Origin of the sequence: Melioribacter sp. Ez-97 (assembly GCF_051488665.1) — a bacterium.
Taxonomy (GTDB): Bacteria; Bacteroidota; Ignavibacteria; order Ignavibacteriales; family Melioribacteraceae; genus Melioribacter.
Map to the genome: position 1 here is coordinate 275,232 of NZ_JBPSEG010000001.1, position 16,928 is coordinate 292,159.

The following is a 16,928-nucleotide window of genomic DNA, read 5'->3' on the forward strand; positions in this document are numbered from 1 at the left end:
GATTCTGCAGATTATTCCTTTAATAAAGCCTCCGTGAATTAATTAAACTGTTTTACAAACTTACAAAAATTACCGTTTTAAAATAAAAAACGCCCGATCAAACGGGCGTCTCTACAAAACGTAAGCGTAATTTCAGAAATTATATTTTAATCCCAGGACAAAATTATTCCGTGAAATATCCTGATATATTCTGGAAACATTCGATCCGTAATTATCGCCTATATCTTTCCACCATCCCATGGCATAAGCCAGGTCGATCGATATATTTCTCGAAACGTAGCCGAGTCCGAGAGTAACATATTTTTTGTCGTAATCCGACGGGTCGTCCTTGTAGGGCGAAGGCATTAAAATAAATCCTCCGCGTAAAGCTACGTTAGTAGCGGGCACTATGTATTCAAATCCGAAATTAAGATTAAAAACCGTTCCCAAAAATTCCCGGATATCTCTGTTATTGTTCTCGATGTCGATACGATTCAGACCTGACTCGAATTCAATCTGCGAATAATCGATTAATTTTACGTCGGCAGACAGCGTTAAACCGTGATTGTTATAAGCGGCTCCGGCGGAAAATTCATACGGAGTTGTAATTTCGTATTCAAGCCTGTTTTCGATTGGCGGGTCGAGATAAAAACTTGTGCCGCTGCCAAAATCGCTGTAAGCGTCGACAAAATACGATTCCTTGATAGTATATTTTCTCGGCGTTTTAATTACAAATCCCATCGTAAGATTTTGATTGACTTTGCTGAGCAATCCGAGATTCAAGTTCCAGGCGGAAATGTCCCATTTGATAATGTCATTCAGATAAAAAGTTTGAAAATCGCTGGTTGCCGGTTCGGCGGGATCGAGCAAAAATCCTGCCGGGTAATTGTCTTGCAAATCCTCTTCCCAGTATTGTCTGTCTCTCCGGAAATCGCCGCCGACTATGTTGAGCGTAATTCCGAGGAACAAATCTTTTTGAATTTCGAGAGCGGCGGAGAGCGACCAATTATGCAGTTTGCCTTCCTGTAAAATCTTGCCGCTTTGATTCAATCCGCCGTTGACGCGCGTTTCATCGTAGAGATAATTATCGCCGCTGTCAAAAACCGGATAGCTGAGTCCCAGCAGATATGCAATATCGTCATTGTAATTTGTCAGATCCTGTATCATGGAATTATTGCCGGAATTATAACCGTCGAACCGGACTGTATAATTATAATCCTTAAACTGATTATACCCGAGAGCCAGCACAAAACTGCCGCGATAAGTTGGGAAAGGGAAAACGACTCCAAACTGATTCAATCTCGTTGAGCCGTTTGAATACGAATCGCTATTATTGAAGAAATCGGATTTATTGTCGAACAGGTTATAATTCAACGAACCGTTAAATTGGCTTTTCTTCACCAGCGCAAATCCCGCAGGATTAAATAATGCAGCCGAGAAATCATTGCTCAAAGCAGTATAAGCGTTGCCCATCGAAAGGGCTCGAGCACCGCTGATTATATCGGCTTCCGATAATCTGAGAGCGTCGTTATAGTTCTGCGCCACGCTTATTCCGCATGTAAATAAGATTACGACAACCGCCTTGAAAAATTTTTTAGACATATTTCCTCCGAATTGAGAACTATATTAAAGATTATCTTCCTCTTCTGCTGCTGCCGCCGCTCGACCTCGAAGAAGAGCCGCTGCTTCCGGAACCCGTGCCTCTTGAGCTGCCGCCTGAATTAGAAGGGGGACTGTACGAACGCGACGATCCGCCCGTGCTTGCCGGAGGTGAATATGAGGGCGGAGGCGAATAACTCGAACTGCTTCCCTTTTTTGAACTGCTCGAACTTCCGCTCCTTCTGGAAGGAGTACGACTCCGTTTTGCGTCGCCGCTTTTATTTGAAGGTCTTCTATATGTTTCGTTGCGGGTTTTCCTATCGCGGTTCGAATCAACGCTTCTGTTGCCGTCTTTATTTAATGAGGAATTTGCGCCGCTTCTTGTAACTTTCGAACGGCTCAAATCAACATCCCTGGGACTGTTATTCCCGTTATTAGTAATTACTTTGGTTCTGTCTCTCAAATAATCCCGCGTTCGCGTTCTGGTAATCGGATTACGCTCGCCGGTATTGTCCCTCAAATGCGTATAAGTATTTCTGTGTTTGTAATAACTTCCTCCTCCGTGCCAGTAATCGTAGTAATTCCAGTAATACGGATAATTCCAGTAACCTCCGTATGCCCAGTAATTATGAGGATACGGGTAGTACCACCACGGATATGACGAATAGTAGTACCAGTCCCACCACGGATCATAATAAAAACCTAAAGTAACGCTCCAGCCTGGATAATAGCCCCAGAAATATCTTCTGTAATTCGGGTACCATCCGCCGTCTATATAATAATTATTGACTATGGCAGGTTCTTCGTCATAAGCATAATCGTCATAAAGAGTATCTTCCCGCTCGTAAACATAATCTTCTTCGTTATCGTATTCCCGGTAAGTTTCACGAAGAGCCAATTGTGTGTAGCAACCGGTGAAACTGACTGCCAGTATCAGTATCATTAAATATCGTTTCATAACCTCACCTCTTTTTCTATTGATTTGACAAAATTTATGCCTCAAAAAGTTTAAAATAAACGGAATAATTAATGACAGGCTGGAATGTCTGTTTATTTAAATAGACTGGTCGTACTAAAAAAAATACACTAAAAGAGCGACTTAATAAATTCTACGTAGATTCCCCTGTCGGCTTTACTGCTTGTAAATTTTTTGTTATCGAGCAAATCTCTCAAATTTACGCCTATCGTCAGCCCGCCGTCAACAGACCAGCGTACTCCCATATTCAGATATCCGGTTCCGTCGCCCAATGAATTGCCGGTGTTGTCGTTAATAGCAAAATCGTATTCTCCTATCAACGAGAAATTGGCGCCCAATGTTTTTTCGATTCCGAAGCCCAGATTCAGGTCTTTATCGTCATCTTCCCTTTCCAAAGAATAGTTGACAATACCGTGAACGCTAAGATATCCCATGAACTGATAGTTTTTCGATACGGCGGCAAAGAATCCGGGGGATTTGATCTGATATCGTTCCAATGATTTATTGTATAAACCTTTTCCCTGCGAATCGAAACCTATTGTAATAGCGGGCATATTCTCGGTTTCGTCGACCAGCCGGAGCCGAACGTTTACTGCGGGAAGCGAATACCAGTCGACTTTTCCGGCTCCGATAATATTCGAACCCCCGTAAGAAATTCCGAAACTGAAATTATCGAAGACTCCGACTTCAAGTTTGGAAATAACTACGCCGTAAGGCATGATATCGAACGAAATTCCCGCGAAACCTTTTTCGAGGATTCCCGCGCTCGGCAGATCAATTAAATTTCTGTATTCGTGCTTGGCTGCCGTGCCCGAAGTTCCTTGTGAAAAAAGCGCGCCGCTGAATAAAAACGTAAAAAGGACGATAAATTTTTTCATTTTTTTCCCGCAGGTTAATTGACAATCTAAAATTAGAAAATATTTAATTAAATAAGAACATCTATTTTCTTATATAACTCGTTCCTTCCTTTTTATCCTGCAGAACAATTCCAAGCTCGTTTAGTCTGTCTCTTATCAAGTCGGCTAGCTTATAATTTTTTTCTTTCTTGAGCGTCTGCCTTATTTCGATCAAAAGTTCAATCAATTTATCGTCGAGAGCTTCTTTTTTATTGCCTGCGAGTTTCTCAAAATTAATTATTCCCAAAACGTTTTGCGCCGTATCCGTCATGAATTTCTTGACATCCTCTAGAAATTTTGAATTCACTTTCGCTCCGCCGTCCAGAACTTTATTTACTTCGCGTATGAAATTAAAAATTACGGCGACCGCCTGAGGCGTATTAAGATCGTCGTCCATTACATTCGTAAACTCGTCATAAAAAGATTTTATACTGAAATCAGGATATTCCCCTTTTTGCAAATCCTTTGATAATTCTTCGTTAATTCTAAGAGCGAAATTTCTGATTTTCTCGGCTCCTTTTTCGGCTGACGATAACAGGTCTTCGCTGAAATTGAGAGGTCCTCTGTAATGAGTCTGCGAAAAGAAAAGCCGAATAGCTTCTGTAGTATAATTTGCCAGAATTTCGCGCGTAGTAAAAAAATTTCCGAGCGACTTCGACATTTTTTCATTTTGAAAATTAAGGAATCCGAAATGCATCCAGTATCTGACAAACTTTTTGCCGTTAGCCGCTTCGCTTTGAGCTATTTCGTTTTCATGATGCGGAAAGATCAGGTCGTTGCCTCCTGCGTGGATGTCGATAGTCTCGCCAAGATGTTTGCAACTCATAGCCGAACATTCGATATGCCATCCCGGTCTGCCTTTGCCCCAGGGGCTGTCCCACGCCGGCTCGCCTTCTTTGGCTTTTTTCCAGAGCACAAAATCGAGCGGATTCCGTTTATTTTCGTTGACTTCAATTCTGGCTCCGGCTTCGAGTTCTTCCAAATTTTTCCCGCTCAGTTTACCGTAATCTTTGAATTTCGAGATATCGTAAAAAACGGTTCCGTCAACTTCGTACGCATATCCTTTTTCGACCAACTGGCTGATCATACGCACAATATCGTCGATATGTTCCGTCGCCCTCGGATGAAGCGTCGCCGGTTTTACGTAAAGCCGTTCCAAATCTTCTTTGAAAGCCGCGGCAAAGAAATCGGCGATTTCACGCGTCGATTTTTTTTCTTCGAACGATTTTTTGATGATTTTATCGTCAATATCTGTTATATTCATAATGAATTTTACTACAAAGCCTTTGAATTCGAGATATTTTCGGGCAATATCAGCCATTACGAAAGAACGGGCGTTGCCGATATGAAAATAATCGTAAACTGTAGGTCCGCATACGTAGAAGGTAACATTAGGGGGATTAAGGGGGAGGAAATCTTCTTTAGTTTTAGAAAAAGTATTATAAATTTTCATTAGTATTCCAAATTTTAGGAAAAAATATACTAATTGTATTCTCTTTTTTCCAATTTTGAAGGTGGAACGGTTATTGATTAAGAAAAAGATAATAAGATAAAAATACACATAATATTTTTTTGGACTTTGACATCTTGATTTTTCTTTATATTTTCCGATTATAAAAAACGGAAAAGAAAGTTTTTTTATCCGATTATCTAAATTAACTACTTTCTAACCATAGGAGGAACATATGCAAAAAAAAGTTACCGTATTATTTCTGCTCCTATTTGTCGTTACGGGATTAGTATCTGCGCAAACCATGCAGATCACTACCTATGGAGTATCGCCCCGCGAGGCCGGATTGAGCGAGAATGACATATTCACTTCCGCTTATAACGGCTTGACAAACGTAGGCGTTGGTACAAAAATGTACCTTAAAGCTACGCTCGCAGGCGGTCGTCTTAACGACCCGCAATGGAGTACAACAGAACGCGCTCCGGGTTCAAACCCTGAATTCGGCGGAGTTCTCGACGTAGACACTTCTTCGCAAATTATTGTATTTACTCCCGACAAACCAGGTAAATATGTAGTACAGGTTTCCGATGGTCCTTATACGGCGTCAATCGTAATTAACGCCGCAAAATACATCGGCGTTTATAACGAAGTTGAAAATGTAACCTGCCAGACATGCCACCCGTCGGTAGTCGAAAAATGGGAAGGCACCGGACACGCTTCGATGCTCTTCCGCGGCGTCGAAGGCACTCTCAGCGACCATTACAACGCAAATTGTATTTCGTGTCATACGACAGGTTACGACGTTAACGCCGAGAACGACGGTTTTGACGATTTCGAATTCGTATTTCCCGAGACATTGACGGAAGGCACATATCAGACGCTGGTAGACCAATATCCCGACGCAATGAAAAGAGCAAATATTCAATGCGAAAGCTGCCACGGTCCGGCAAGCGGGCACTTCGGCTCGACAAAAGATTCGCGCATTGTTGTTAGTTACTCGACCGACAATTGCGCACTGTGCCATGACGACGGACATTATCACGTATATCCCGAACAATGGGACGTCTCGAGACACGCAGAAGCTACAAGCTATCCTACCGGTCCAGGACGCGAAAGCTGCGTACGCTGCCATACGGCAAAAGGTTTCGCTCAGTTTGTTAAAGGCATTGCAACTAATGATCCTTACTTCGATCCATCTTACCAACCGATTACATGCGCAGGCTGCCACGATCCTCACGATGCAACCAATATGCATCAGGTTAGAACCGTTAACGCTTCTCTTGCAGACGGCACCGTCATTGAACAAGGCGGACTCGGCAAACTTTGTATGAATTGTCATCAAAGCCGCAGAGTTGCAAACAGCAGCTACACGGAAACACCAGGCAGACATTACGGACCTCACTATTCAACTGCCGCAGATGTTCTTAATGCCGCCAACGTTGTAACTTTTGGAGATACTCTCTTTACGCTTGCAAGCACAAATCACCTCGGTGTTACAGAAAACGGATGCGTCGACTGCCACATGGCTGAAGGCGAAACCGACGCAAGCGGTCACGCTCAATTGGTCGGTAAACATACGTTCTCGATGAGTACTCCGACCGGAGTTGACAACATGAAAGCCTGCGCTAAGTGCCACGGATATTCGTTGGGCGCCAGCTTTGAAGACGTTCGCTTCTTCCTGAACGGCAGCGGCGACCATGACGGCGACGGAGTCGTCGAAGGATTGCAGGACGAAGTTCACGGATTGCTCGACTATTTGGGCTCCCTTTTACCGAATCCCGATCCTCATGCAGACCCCGATACTACGTGGACAAAAGCACAGATCCAGGCTGCATACAATATGAGAGTGATTTATTACGACGGTAGCTACGGCATTCACAATCCGAAATTTACCGTTACGCTCCTGAAAGGCACAATCAAAGCTCTCGGCGGCGTTGTCAGCGTTGAAGAATCGAAAGAAGTTCCGACAAATTACGCACTCTATCAGAACTATCCGAATCCGTTCAACCCGACAACTAACATTAAATTCTCTCTGCCGAAAGCGTCGCACGTTAAACTTACTGTTTACGATGTATTGGGCAAAGAAGTTCAAACACTCGTTAACAACCAACTTTCAGCCGGAACGCACATTATTGCGTTTAACGGCTCCAACCTGGCTTCGGGCATCTATCTCTACAGAATCGAAGCAGGCGACTTTGTTCAGGTTAACAAGATGTTACTCGTAAAATAAAATTCCACGAAACGGCGGTTTGAAATATAACCGCCGTTTTTTTTATAACCCGTCTGTTCCTATGTTATCTCCCCCTTCTTTACTATTTTTGTGAGAAATAATTTTACGATTTATTATGAGAATAGAAAAAGATTCTTTGGGACAGATGGAAGTCCCGTCCGATGCGCTTTACGGCATCCATACATTGAGAAGTTTTAATAATTTTCCAAAGAGCGGCGAGAAAGTTAATCTTCATTTAATAAAAGCCTTCTTTCAGGTTAAACTGGCGGCTGCCGAAACCAATTATAAATGCGGGCTTCTTCTTAAGGAAAAATACGACCCGATTTCCGAAGCAATCGAGGAACTGATACACGAAACCGATTCTTGCATCAAAGGCGACATGTCGAGCATTTACGAAAAAATTATAGTCGATCCTTATCAGGGGGGAGCGGGCACTTCGTTAAATATGAACGTTAACGAAGTGATTGCGAATACGGCGCTCGAAATTGCAGGCAGAGATTACGGCGACTACGATTATATTCATCCGATAGACGACGTGAATATGAGCCAATCCACTAACGATACATTCCCGACGGCGCTTAAAATTGCATCGATTACGCTCTTGAGGGAATTGCAGGAATCGTTCGCGCTTCTGCAAAACAGTCTGCAAAAAAAAGAAGAAGAATTCAAAAACATACTTAAACTCGGACGCACTCAATTTCAGGATGCGGTGCCCATTACATTGGGACAGGAGTTCGGCGCATACGCTCAGGCAATTGCAAGAGACCGTTGGCGGCTTTACAACGCCGAAGAACGGCTTCGCTCTGTGAACCTTGGAGGAACCGCCGTAGGCAATTCAGTATCCACAACGCGAGAATACGTTCTTAATGTTAATTCAATACTCAAAAAAATCACCAAACTCCCCGTGGCAAAAAGCGAGGATTTAATAGACGCCACGCAAAATATGGATGTGTTCGTGGAAGTGCACGGCATTGTAAAAGCCGGCGCAGTAAGCATAATAAAAATATGCAACGATCTTAGATTCATGTCGAGCGGTCCGAACGGAGGTATCGGGGAAATCAATTTGCCGCCTAAACAAGCCGGGTCGAGCATTATGCCGGGCAAAGTAAATCCGGTTATTCTCGAAAGCGCCATTCAAATTTGCGAACTTGTAAAAGGACACGATGTTGTTATCTCTAATATTGCAGGCGGAGGCAATCTGGAATTGAATCCCTTTGGTCCCCTTCTCGCTCATCTTTTTCTGAAATCTCTCGAATTGTTGAGAGAATCGAACCGGAATCTCGTAAAAAATTGTATCGATGGAATCACCGCTAACGAAGAAAGATGCAAACTGAATTTAATCAACAGCTCGGCAGTTGCCGCTTCGCTTATTTCCACTTTTGGATACGATACTATTCAGGAACTGGTTAAATACGCTTACAACAACAATATTCCTTTTGTAAAAGCATTGATGAAAAGCAAGCTGCTGAGCGAAGATCAAATTTATGAAATTATATCGAAAGACCTGGGGCTGAACATTGAGTAAAACGCCGTACTCGGAGAGGATTCATATAGCCTTCGTAGGCAGACGCAACGCAGGCAAGTCTTCATTGATGAACAGATTCGTAGGACAGGATCTCGTTATAGTAAGCGAAATTCCCGGCACAACCACAGATCCGGTGCGAAAAGCCATGGAATTGCTGCCGTTCGGTCCCGTGGTATTAATCGACACGGCTGGTATCGACGACATCGGCGAGCTGGGAGAAAAAAGGATTTCCAAAACAATTAAAATTATTTCCGAGGCTGATTATGCCGTACTTGTCCTCGACTCGCAGAAAAAGCTTTCCGAATACGAAAGAAATTTAATTGAGCGCTTTGATAAATTCGAAATTCCATACGCCGTAGTAATCAACAAATCCGACCTCGGCGTAAATTACGAGTTAATTGAAGAACTCAACAACTTAAAGATAAAATTCCATACCGTCTCGTGTCTGAAAGACGAAGGCATTTATGAGCTGAAAGAAAAACTTGCGAGGGAGATACCGGGGAAAGATGAAATACCGCTCGTAGGCGATTTAATAAAACAACACGATATTATTGTTCTTGTAGTCCCTATTGATCTGGGAGCGCCGAAAGGAAGATTGATAATGCCGCAGGTGCAGACAATAAGGGAATCGCTCGACGAGGACGCGATTGTTGTAGTCGCCAAAGACAAGGAATTACGCGCCGCTCTTGCCGGTTTGAACAGACATCCGAAGCTGGTTGTAACCGACAGCCAGGCAATTATGCGCGTTGTAGCCGACGTGCCCGACGAAATTCCATTGACTACTTTTTCGATTCTGATGGCAAGATACAAAGGCGACCTGACCGAATACGTAAAAGGTCTTCGAAGAATCGAAGAACTTAAAAACGGCGACAAAATATTAATCGCCGAAGCCTGTACGCACCATGCGCAGGAAGACGATATCGGCAGGGTAAAAATTCCGAGGTGGCTTAGACTTCATACGAAAAAAAACCTCGAAATAGATATCGTCAGCGGACACGATTTCCCGGATAATCTGGGAGATTATAAACTGATAATCCATTGCGGAGGATGCACTCTTACAAGGAAGATGATGCAAACCCGTATAAAGCAAGCAAAATATACGGGCGTGCCGATTGTAAATTACGGAGTTGCAATTTCGTATATGCACGGAGCCGTACCGCGGGCGCTTGAGCCATTCCCGGAAGCTATAGCCGAGTGGGAAAAAATCTCGCGTTTATCGTAGATCGAAAAGTATAAAATCCGAATCGGCCAGCGAACTAATTTTTAATAAGCTTTCGTTTTCAACTGCCAGCCCGTCGCCGTCGCTAATTAAAGATTCATTTATTTTCAAACTGCCCGAAATCAATTGCAGCCAGACTTTCCTTCCGGGCGCTATGTTAAAATCTATATTATTGTTTTCTTTTAAGTACGAACGGTACAGTTTAACATCCTGGTTAATAAAAAGAGCGCCGTCGTCTTCCGAAGGAGAAACCAGAAGTTGTAACCGGTTGATTCTGTCTTCTTCAGGGAAATTCCTTTCGTCATAACGCGGAGTTATCCCCTTTTGCTTCGGGAAGATCCATATTTGCAGCAACCTTACGGGCTTTTCTTTTGAATGATTGAATTCGCTGTGCATAACTCCGCTCCCAGCGCTCATTATCTGAACGTCATTAGCACTAATGACTGAGCCGTTGCCCATACTGTCGCGATGCTCCAGCGCCCCTTCATAAACAATCGTAATTATTTCCATATCATTGTGAGGGTGCGTCGGAAATCCGGCTGAAGGCATTACGAGGTCTTCATTAATTACGCGCAAGTCGCCGAAATTCGTATTGTCCGGGTCAAAGTAACCGCCGAATGAAAACGTATGATAACTGACGAGCCAATCAAGCCTTGTTACTCCCCTTTCATGGGACTTTCTTATTTTTAGCATAACTTTCCTTATTATTTAAAATACTCGATATAGTTTTCGTATCCTTCTTCTTTCAATTTTTCTAATGGTATGAATCTCAGAGACGCTGAATTTATGCAGTACCTCAAACCGGTCGGTTTTGGTCCGTCGGGAAACACATGACCGAGATGACTCTTTGCAATACGGCTCTTGAGTTCGATTCTTGTCATTCCGAAAGAATCATCAACAAATTCCAGAATGTTTTGCGGCTCTAAAGGTTTTGTAAAGCTGGGCCATCCGGTTCCCGAATCATACTTATCCGCAGAAATAAAAAGAGGTTCGCCGCTTACCACGTCGACATAAATTCCTTTTTCTTTATTGTTCCAATATTCATTTTGGAACGGTGGTTCGGTACTGCATTGCTGCGTTACTTTATACTGCATGGGCGACAGATCGGATTTATTCATCCTTTCGATATATTTTTGGTCGTTGTTCATACGCGTAGCCCAGATACGCTCGAGAAATTCATTTCTGCCGGAGTGATTTTTGTATCTTTTATAATTCATGGAACTCTTAATAAAGTAATCCTGATGATAATCTTCAGCAGGATAAAATTTCTTAGCGGGCAAAATTTTGGTTACAATCGGAGCGTCGAAAATTCCGGAAGCTTCGAATTTTTCTTTTGAAAAATGAGCTATATATTTTTGGTCTGTGTTTGTATAAAAAATTGCCGATCTGTATTGCGAACCTTTGTCCACAAAAGCGCCGTAATCATCCGTCGGATCAATTTGAAGCCAGAAATGATTGAGAAGCTCGCTGTACGATACTTTTTCGGGATCAAAGACTATTTTCACTGCTTCGTAATGCCCGGTGCGTCCGGTTGAAACTTCTTCGTATGTAGGGTTATCAACGCTTCCGCCGGTATAGCCGGAAACCGCTTCGATTACGCCTTCATAATTTTCGAAAGCCGCTTCGATACACCAGAAGCAACCTCCGGCAAAAATAGCCGTTTCCGTATTATCATTCATTTTAGTTTCTTCGCTGTTTGTTGCCATTAAAGTCAATAACAACGATACCAGTCCGAAAATTCCAAACAATTTCAACATAATTTACCTCTTTTATATCAGCGCCCCGGACAAAAGCCGGAGCGCTTGTTTCCAATTATTTAATTACTTTCTATTGTAACGCGCACAATATCCGAAAGGTTCGGATAAACGTATCCGTCATTGACTATTCTTACTGCGCCGTTTTCAGCCGCGCCCATGTTGGCGGCGGATTGGCGCGGCGCCTGATTGATTCCGAAACCGGGCTCTTCGTTTACTTCCGTTCCGGCATCCCAGAGCATAATTAAATCCGTTATATCTCCGCTTAACGGATCGGAACTTTCGAACAATTTAATCCCCGCGTCCGAAGGAGCGATAAAAAGGTCGTTCGTTTGGACGAGCATACTTGCAAACGTAAGATAATCTTTTTCGTTGGCGTCAAATTCAAACTCGTAAACTTCGCCGGGCGCAAGAGGAGCGGGAGCTGAGCTTCCTGCAGGCATATTAAACACACCCACTAACGATATTCCATCTTTACCGTTCAAATTACCCGCCAGAAGCGAGGGGTCGCCGTCTTCGGCAAGCGCTTCCAATCCTTCGCCCCTGTCAGGCTGTCCGGCTCTAAATACAGGCGACGAGATTGTATGTAAAACAAAAACTCCGGGAGCGAACAAATGCGTAATGCCTGTTTCATCTTTGAGATTTTCATATAGCACGGAGGGATTCCCGTCTTCAGCCAGCGCTTCCAATCCTTCTCCGAAATCGGGCATATTTTCTTCGAACAACGGATTATTGCCGGAATGGACTACCCAGACACCCGGCGCAATCAATGCCGCCAATGCATTTCCGTCCGAGGTATGAATTGCATGCTCCGAAGAAACATTCTCTATTTTTACCTTAAAACTGTTTGCGGAAGTCGGTTCGATTGTAACTTTCAGTACTTCATTTACTGAAGGTAAATTTGAAAATTCGTCTTCCGCCAATCGCACATTTGCATTAGGGTCGGCAGCACCGGTATTAGCTCCCGATTGATGAGGCGCCTGATCGGCTCCGAGTCCCGGCTCCTGATTAATCTCAGTCCCGGCGTCCCATAATTTAATCTGGCTTGTAATATCGCCCGAAACAGGCATGCCGTTATTATCATACAAACTTATGCCGTTTCCGTCCGGCGCATAGAACAAATCATTCGAATGCACAAACATCGTTGCAAACGACAATTTGGCTCCCGGAAAAGCTTTTATCGAGAATTCATATGTGCCGCCCGGAGCCAAAGGCGCAGGCGAAGATGAATTTACCGGCGTATTAAAAACTCCGCTGTCGACGAATTTATACTCTTTAGCGATATTTTCGATTCTCACTTTAAACATTTTTCTTTCCAATGTTTCAGTGGAATTGCTGTCGCAAGCCGCGGCAAGCAAAGCTGTCAATGCGATTAATATTAATAATGATAGTTTCTTGGTCATTTTTATTACTCCTTTTTATTAATGATGTCGGGAGTAAAATTACAGTATGAAGTTCACGAAACTATCACGAAAGAATAAAGAATGATTAATATCAGTTATTCGCTAGAGGCAGGTCAAAATAAAAAGTAGAGCCGCGATTCAATTTGCTTTTCACTTTCAACGTCGATTTGTGGAGATTAATAATCTGGAAAGCGATAGCAAGCCCCAGACCGGCGCCTACTTTTCCTTTTCGATTGTTATGATTTTTGTAAAAACGGTCGAATATAAAAGGCAGTTCTTCTTCCGGAATACCGCTTCCCGTATCGCATACTTCAATTCTGAGCATGTCGTTTTCATTAAATAAATTAATCGTAACGCTTCCGTTAGTTTGGGTATGTTCCAGAGCATTTTCGACCAGATTGGAAATAGCCCGTTCCATTAACGCTATATCCGCGTGAACAATTGTTTTATCGGCATTAATATCAAACTTAAGTTCAATGCCTTTTTTAACGGCTCTGTCCTTAAATTTGAGAGTTATATCGTTAATCAATTCCGCCATCGAAAATCGTTCGGGTTTCTGTTCCACTTGCCGGGCTTCGAGCTTCGAAAGCTCAAATAAATCGTATACCATTTTATTAAGCAATTCAGCATTTTTGTTTATTATCTGCAAAAATTTGTTTCTTTCATTATCAGAGAGAGAGCCTTTGCTTTCCTTTATAAAAATAGTTTCCAGGTAACCTTGAATTGAAGCCAGCGGCGTTCTTAAATCGTGCGATATATTTGCGATTAATTCCCTGCGTAACGAATCCTTCTTTTTCAACTCTTCGGTGTATTCAACAATCGTATCAGCCAGATTATTGAACGAAGCGGCAAGTTCGCCGATTTCGTCGTTATGCTTTTCGTTGATTCTGGTTTTGAAATTTCCGTTCGTAAATTGTTTAACCGTATCGGCAATGCCGTGTATTCTCTTTGTCATAAAAAAGAAAAGGATTAAACCTGCGATGCCGGTTCCTGCCAGCGAAAACAAAAGCGCTTGCACGATTGTACTCAACAGATAATCATCCTTTAACATTTCTTCCGCCGAGTCGTATTCTTCGCCTCCGAGAATAATGTAAAGATAACCTTTCTTTTCTTTACCCAAGCGGATAGAAGCGGCGGAAAAGGGTTTATTTACTTCGGGATTACGCGGATCGAATCCCAGAAGAGGCAGGTTAAATTCCCCTTTTATAAAATCTTTTACGGGCTCTACGTCAATATAATCGGAAACTATTTTTTTCCCGGGTTCGGCAAAAAAAGCCAGAATTTTGCCTTGCTCGTCGGCGATATAAATTTCGATTTTAGGATTGATAACCATCATATAATGAATGCGATGCCCTATTTCATTAAAATCGGGTTCGTCTTCAAGTAAAGGTTTTAACTCGTTGGCAAAATCCCGCGCGAGGTTCAAATTTAGCTTTTGATCGATTTCGTAGCGCAGGTCGGTTGCGGATTTTAATATAAGATATATTTGCGTTATTCCCAGCGCAAGCAGTAATATTAAAAATACCGCCGATAACTTAACATAAAAAGATCTTAGCAGTTTAATCATTTTCGAGTTCCTCAGGCTCGGCAAACCGATAACCTATTCCCCATACAGTTTTTATGTATTGAGGATTTGCCGGGTCTTTTTCAATTTTATTCCTCAAACGATTAATATGGGAATTAACCGTGTGCTCGTACCCCGAGAATTGATAGCCCCAAATTAAGTTTAGCAATTCCATTCTGCTGAAGCTTCTGCCCGGTTTGCCTGCAAACAAAACGAGCAGTTCGTATTCTTTGACTGTAAGGTCAACTTTGGCGCCGTCGATAGTTACTCTCCGGTTTTCAAGGTCGATTAATAATTTTCCGTATTGTAATATTTTCTTTTCTTGAACATCCTTTCCGCTATGCTTATCGATTTCAATTCTACGAAAGAGCGCTTTAATTCTGGCGATTAATTCGGCAATGCTGAACGGCTTGGTCAGATAGTCGTCCGCGCCGGTATTGAAACCGATCACTTTGTCGATCTCTTCGGATTTTGCGGTCAGCATCAGCACCGGCACTTCTTTATTATATTTTCTCAATTCTTTACAAATTTCAATACCGTCCTTACCCGGAAGCATTAAATCAAGGATTATTAAAGAGTAGAGCCCATTCAACGCTTTCTTTAATCCGCTATTTCCGTTTGTTTCATGCTCAAGTTCATAACCGAGGTCTTTCAGATGGATATCGATCAATTCCGCAATGTTGGGGTCGTCTTCAATGAGCAATACTTTTAGATTTTCCATTTGGAATTTGTTTTTAAATGCAATTTAGTTTGCCCGATAAATAAATTCATCACAAAAGTATTACATTTTTCGTTAGTATTTGAGATTGTAGGAGAGCCCGAGCCCGCCGAATAAATCGGACGCATACTTATTAAGCCCGAATCCCGCATACAGATCGAACTGAAAATTATCTCCTATCAAGTATGTAAATCCCGTGTCGATTGAAGGCTGCCATTGGCGATTTTCCGGCATCAGCGTAAAAAATTCCAGGAACCAACCCGTTCTTTCCGCAACGGCAAATCCCATGCTTAAAGAAAACAGATAGAGGATTTACCTTTTTGAATCCGATTCGAATGAAATAGCGCCGGCATTCGAACCGACTGAGAAATAGTCGGTAACCGGATGAGACGCGGCGAGTTTTAATCCGTATTCGGGATTTTGGACAGAGATTTCTTCACTCCCGGTAGGCAGCTTGCTTACCAGTAAAATCGCCAGAGGGAATTCCGGATTTATTGATAACTGATATTTGGCTTCGAGAATCAAATCGTTCAGATATGTTTTCGAATCTTTTTCCGAGTATGTCCACCCGTTAAAACCCAGTCTTACCTCAAAAGATTTATGCAAAGCAAGTCTGGTTAAAACGGAAGGGAAGATAAAATTATTGACGTCGTTATTATTGTCGAATGAAACCCCTCCTTCGAATTGAACGGTACCTGCCGGCACAGTGAATGCGCTTTCGGTAAAATCCGGTCGGTCAGTGATAATTGTTTGAGCTTTTTTGTTCGAATTTATCAAAAACAACATTGCCGCAACCATTAATAAATATTTATGCATATAATTTCTCCCTTATTTAAATTTTATTGCCGCATTTAAAACAGTAGAGCGCTTCGTTAGGATTGGTATTTCCGCAATTGTTGCATTTTTTCCCGGTTGAACCCGCGCGTGATATTTCAACCGTAATTATTCCTGTAGGCACTGCGATTATAGCGTATCCGATAATCATAGAAAGAGAAGCAATCAATTTACCGGCAAACGTCTTAGGCACAATATCGCCATAACCTACGGTAGTTACTGTTACGACAGCCCAATAAATGCTTTGGGGAATGCTTTCGAATCCGTTCTCTCCTCCTTCCGCCACATACATAATTGTTCCCATTGTAATTACAATCGTAATAACTGCGATAAAGAAAACGCTTATTTTATGGAAGCTTGATTTCAAAGCGGCATATAATATTTCCGATTCTTTAATGTAACGCGCCAGCTTCAAAACCCTGAATACTCTCAAAAGTCTGAATATTCTTACGACTAGTAAATAGTGGTAACCGGGCACCAGCAAATCAATATAAGTGGGAGCAATCGAAAGGAAGTCGATAAGTCCCCCAAAACTCATTATATATTTCCACGGCTTTGGGGCAACGTAAATTCTCAACAGATATTCTATAGTAAATAAGACAGTTACCGACCATTCGGCATAGTAAAAGAGCTTTTTGTGGTAAAGGCTAAGTTCGGGAATGCTTTCTAAAAAGACGAGGAAAACGCTGGTAATAATTATCCAGAGAAGGAATATATCGAATATTTTTCCCGCTCTGGTATTCGATTCGAAAATAACTTCGTATAATTTCTTTCTCATTCC

The 16,928-nt window shown here is 42.4% G+C and carries 13 protein-coding genes and 1 pseudogene; 3 read left to right on the plus strand and 11 right to left on the minus strand.

All coding sequences use genetic code 11. The features are described from left to right. Positions 1–132 precede the first annotated feature (132 nt). The 4 genes from ACSSWA_RS01100 to cysS all read right to left on the minus strand — a co-directional run bounded on the left by ACSSWA_RS01100 (position 133) and on the right by cysS (position 4,903). Positions 133–1,581 (minus strand): OmpP1/FadL family transporter, encoded by a 1,449-nt coding sequence (locus tag ACSSWA_RS01100; RefSeq protein ID WP_437354756.1) that lies wholly within the window; start codon positions 1,579–1,581, stop codon positions 133–135. A gap of 31 nt (positions 1,582–1,612) precedes the next feature. Next, on the minus strand, positions 1,613–2,536 hold the full coding sequence (locus ACSSWA_RS01105) for a hypothetical protein (protein ID WP_437354757.1): 924 nt from the start codon (positions 2,534–2,536) through the stop codon (positions 1,613–1,615). A 128-nt stretch (positions 2,537–2,664) separates the two neighbouring features. Beyond that, complete coding sequence (locus ACSSWA_RS01110) at positions 2,665–3,432, minus strand: hypothetical protein (RefSeq protein ID WP_437354758.1); 768 nt, start codon at positions 3,430–3,432, stop codon at positions 2,665–2,667. Between the two features lie 61 nt (positions 3,433–3,493). Beyond that, entirely contained in the window at positions 3,494–4,903 is a 1,410-nt protein-coding gene (gene cysS, locus ACSSWA_RS01115; protein ID WP_437354759.1) for a cysteine--tRNA ligase, read from the minus strand. A gap of 232 nt (positions 4,904–5,135) precedes the next feature. Between cysS and ACSSWA_RS01120 the strand changes: the two genes are divergently transcribed. From ACSSWA_RS01120 to hydF, 3 genes are all read left to right on the plus strand, one after another. Then, positions 5,136–7,130 (plus strand): T9SS type A sorting domain-containing protein, encoded by a 1,995-nt coding sequence (locus tag ACSSWA_RS01120; protein WP_437354760.1) that lies wholly within the window; start codon positions 5,136–5,138, stop codon positions 7,128–7,130. A gap of 115 nt (positions 7,131–7,245) precedes the next feature. Continuing rightward, a complete protein-coding gene (locus tag ACSSWA_RS01125) occupies positions 7,246–8,655 on the plus strand; it encodes an aspartate ammonia-lyase (protein ID WP_437354761.1) in 1,410 nt (469 codons plus the stop codon). After that, the gene (gene hydF / locus ACSSWA_RS01130; RefSeq protein ID WP_437354762.1) at positions 8,648–9,877 is read left to right on the plus strand and encodes a [FeFe] hydrogenase H-cluster maturation GTPase HydF; all 1,230 of its coding nucleotides are present in this window, start codon (positions 8,648–8,650) and stop codon (positions 9,875–9,877) included. Before ACSSWA_RS01125 ends, hydF begins: the two co-directional genes overlap by 8 nt. Here hydF and ACSSWA_RS01135 read toward each other — a convergent pair. From ACSSWA_RS01135 to ACSSWA_RS01165, 7 genes and pseudogenes are all read right to left on the minus strand, one after another. Beyond that, positions 9,869–10,567 (minus strand): pirin family protein, encoded by a 699-nt coding sequence (locus ACSSWA_RS01135; RefSeq protein ID WP_437354763.1) that lies wholly within the window; start codon positions 10,565–10,567, stop codon positions 9,869–9,871. The genes hydF and ACSSWA_RS01135 overlap by 9 nt on opposite strands. Positions 10,568–10,578: 11 nt before the next feature. Next, the gene (gene msrB / locus ACSSWA_RS01140) at positions 10,579–11,631 is read right to left on the minus strand and encodes a peptide-methionine (R)-S-oxide reductase MsrB (protein ID WP_437354764.1); all 1,053 of its coding nucleotides are present in this window, start codon (positions 11,629–11,631) and stop codon (positions 10,579–10,581) included. A gap of 59 nt (positions 11,632–11,690) precedes the next feature. Continuing rightward, positions 11,691–13,031, minus strand: a complete 1,341-nt coding sequence (locus ACSSWA_RS01145) for a spondin domain-containing protein (RefSeq protein WP_437354765.1) — start codon at positions 13,029–13,031, stop codon at positions 11,691–11,693. A 91-nt stretch (positions 13,032–13,122) separates the two neighbouring features. Continuing rightward, entirely contained in the window at positions 13,123–14,598 is a 1,476-nt protein-coding gene (locus ACSSWA_RS01150; protein ID WP_437354766.1) for an ATP-binding protein, read from the minus strand. After that, a complete protein-coding gene (locus ACSSWA_RS01155; RefSeq protein WP_437354767.1) occupies positions 14,591–15,316 on the minus strand; it encodes a response regulator transcription factor in 726 nt (241 codons plus the stop codon). The genes ACSSWA_RS01150 and ACSSWA_RS01155 overlap by 8 nt, the downstream gene beginning before the upstream one ends. 72 nt (positions 15,317–15,388) lie before the next feature. Then, a pseudogene (locus ACSSWA_RS01160) lies at positions 15,389–16,129 on the minus strand (transporter). A 16-nt stretch (positions 16,130–16,145) separates the two neighbouring features. After that, positions 16,146–16,925 carry an ion transporter gene (locus ACSSWA_RS01165; protein WP_437354768.1) on the minus strand — a complete coding sequence of 260 codons (780 nt, stop codon included), beginning with the start codon at positions 16,923–16,925 and terminating at the stop codon, positions 16,146–16,148. Between the last annotated feature and the right edge of the window lie 3 nt (positions 16,926–16,928).

Excerpts from the sequence above, each read along its gene's own strand:
- ACSSWA_RS01100 (WP_437354756.1), bottom strand. The coding sequence starts at position 1,581 with ATGTCTAAAAAATTTTTCAAGGCGGTTGTCGTAATCTTATTTACATGC.
- ACSSWA_RS01105 (WP_437354757.1), bottom strand. The coding sequence starts at position 2,536 with ATGAAACGATATTTAATGATACTGATACTGGCAGTCAGTTTCACCGGT.
- ACSSWA_RS01110 (WP_437354758.1), bottom strand. The coding sequence starts at position 3,432 with ATGAAAAAATTTATCGTCCTTTTTACGTTTTTATTCAGCGGCGCGCTT.
- cysS (WP_437354759.1), bottom strand. The coding sequence starts at position 4,903 with ATGAAAATTTATAATACTTTTTCTAAAACTAAAGAAGATTTCCTCCCC.
- ACSSWA_RS01120 (WP_437354760.1), top strand. The coding sequence starts at position 5,136 with ATGCAAAAAAAAGTTACCGTATTATTTCTGCTCCTATTTGTCGTTACG.
- ACSSWA_RS01125 (WP_437354761.1), top strand. The coding sequence starts at position 7,246 with ATGAGAATAGAAAAAGATTCTTTGGGACAGATGGAAGTCCCGTCCGAT.
- ACSSWA_RS01135 (WP_437354763.1), bottom strand. The coding sequence starts at position 10,567 with ATGCTAAAAATAAGAAAGTCCCATGAAAGGGGAGTAACAAGGCTTGAT.
- msrB (WP_437354764.1), bottom strand. The coding sequence starts at position 11,631 with ATGTTGAAATTGTTTGGAATTTTCGGACTGGTATCGTTGTTATTGACT.
- ACSSWA_RS01145 (WP_437354765.1), bottom strand. The coding sequence starts at position 13,031 with ATGACCAAGAAACTATCATTATTAATATTAATCGCATTGACAGCTTTG.
- ACSSWA_RS01150 (WP_437354766.1), bottom strand. The coding sequence starts at position 14,598 with ATGATTAAACTGCTAAGATCTTTTTATGTTAAGTTATCGGCGGTATTT.
- ACSSWA_RS01155 (WP_437354767.1), bottom strand. The coding sequence starts at position 15,316 with ATGGAAAATCTAAAAGTATTGCTCATTGAAGACGACCCCAACATTGCG.
- ACSSWA_RS01165 (WP_437354768.1), bottom strand. The coding sequence starts at position 16,925 with ATGAGAAAGAAATTATACGAAGTTATTTTCGAATCGAATACCAGAGCG.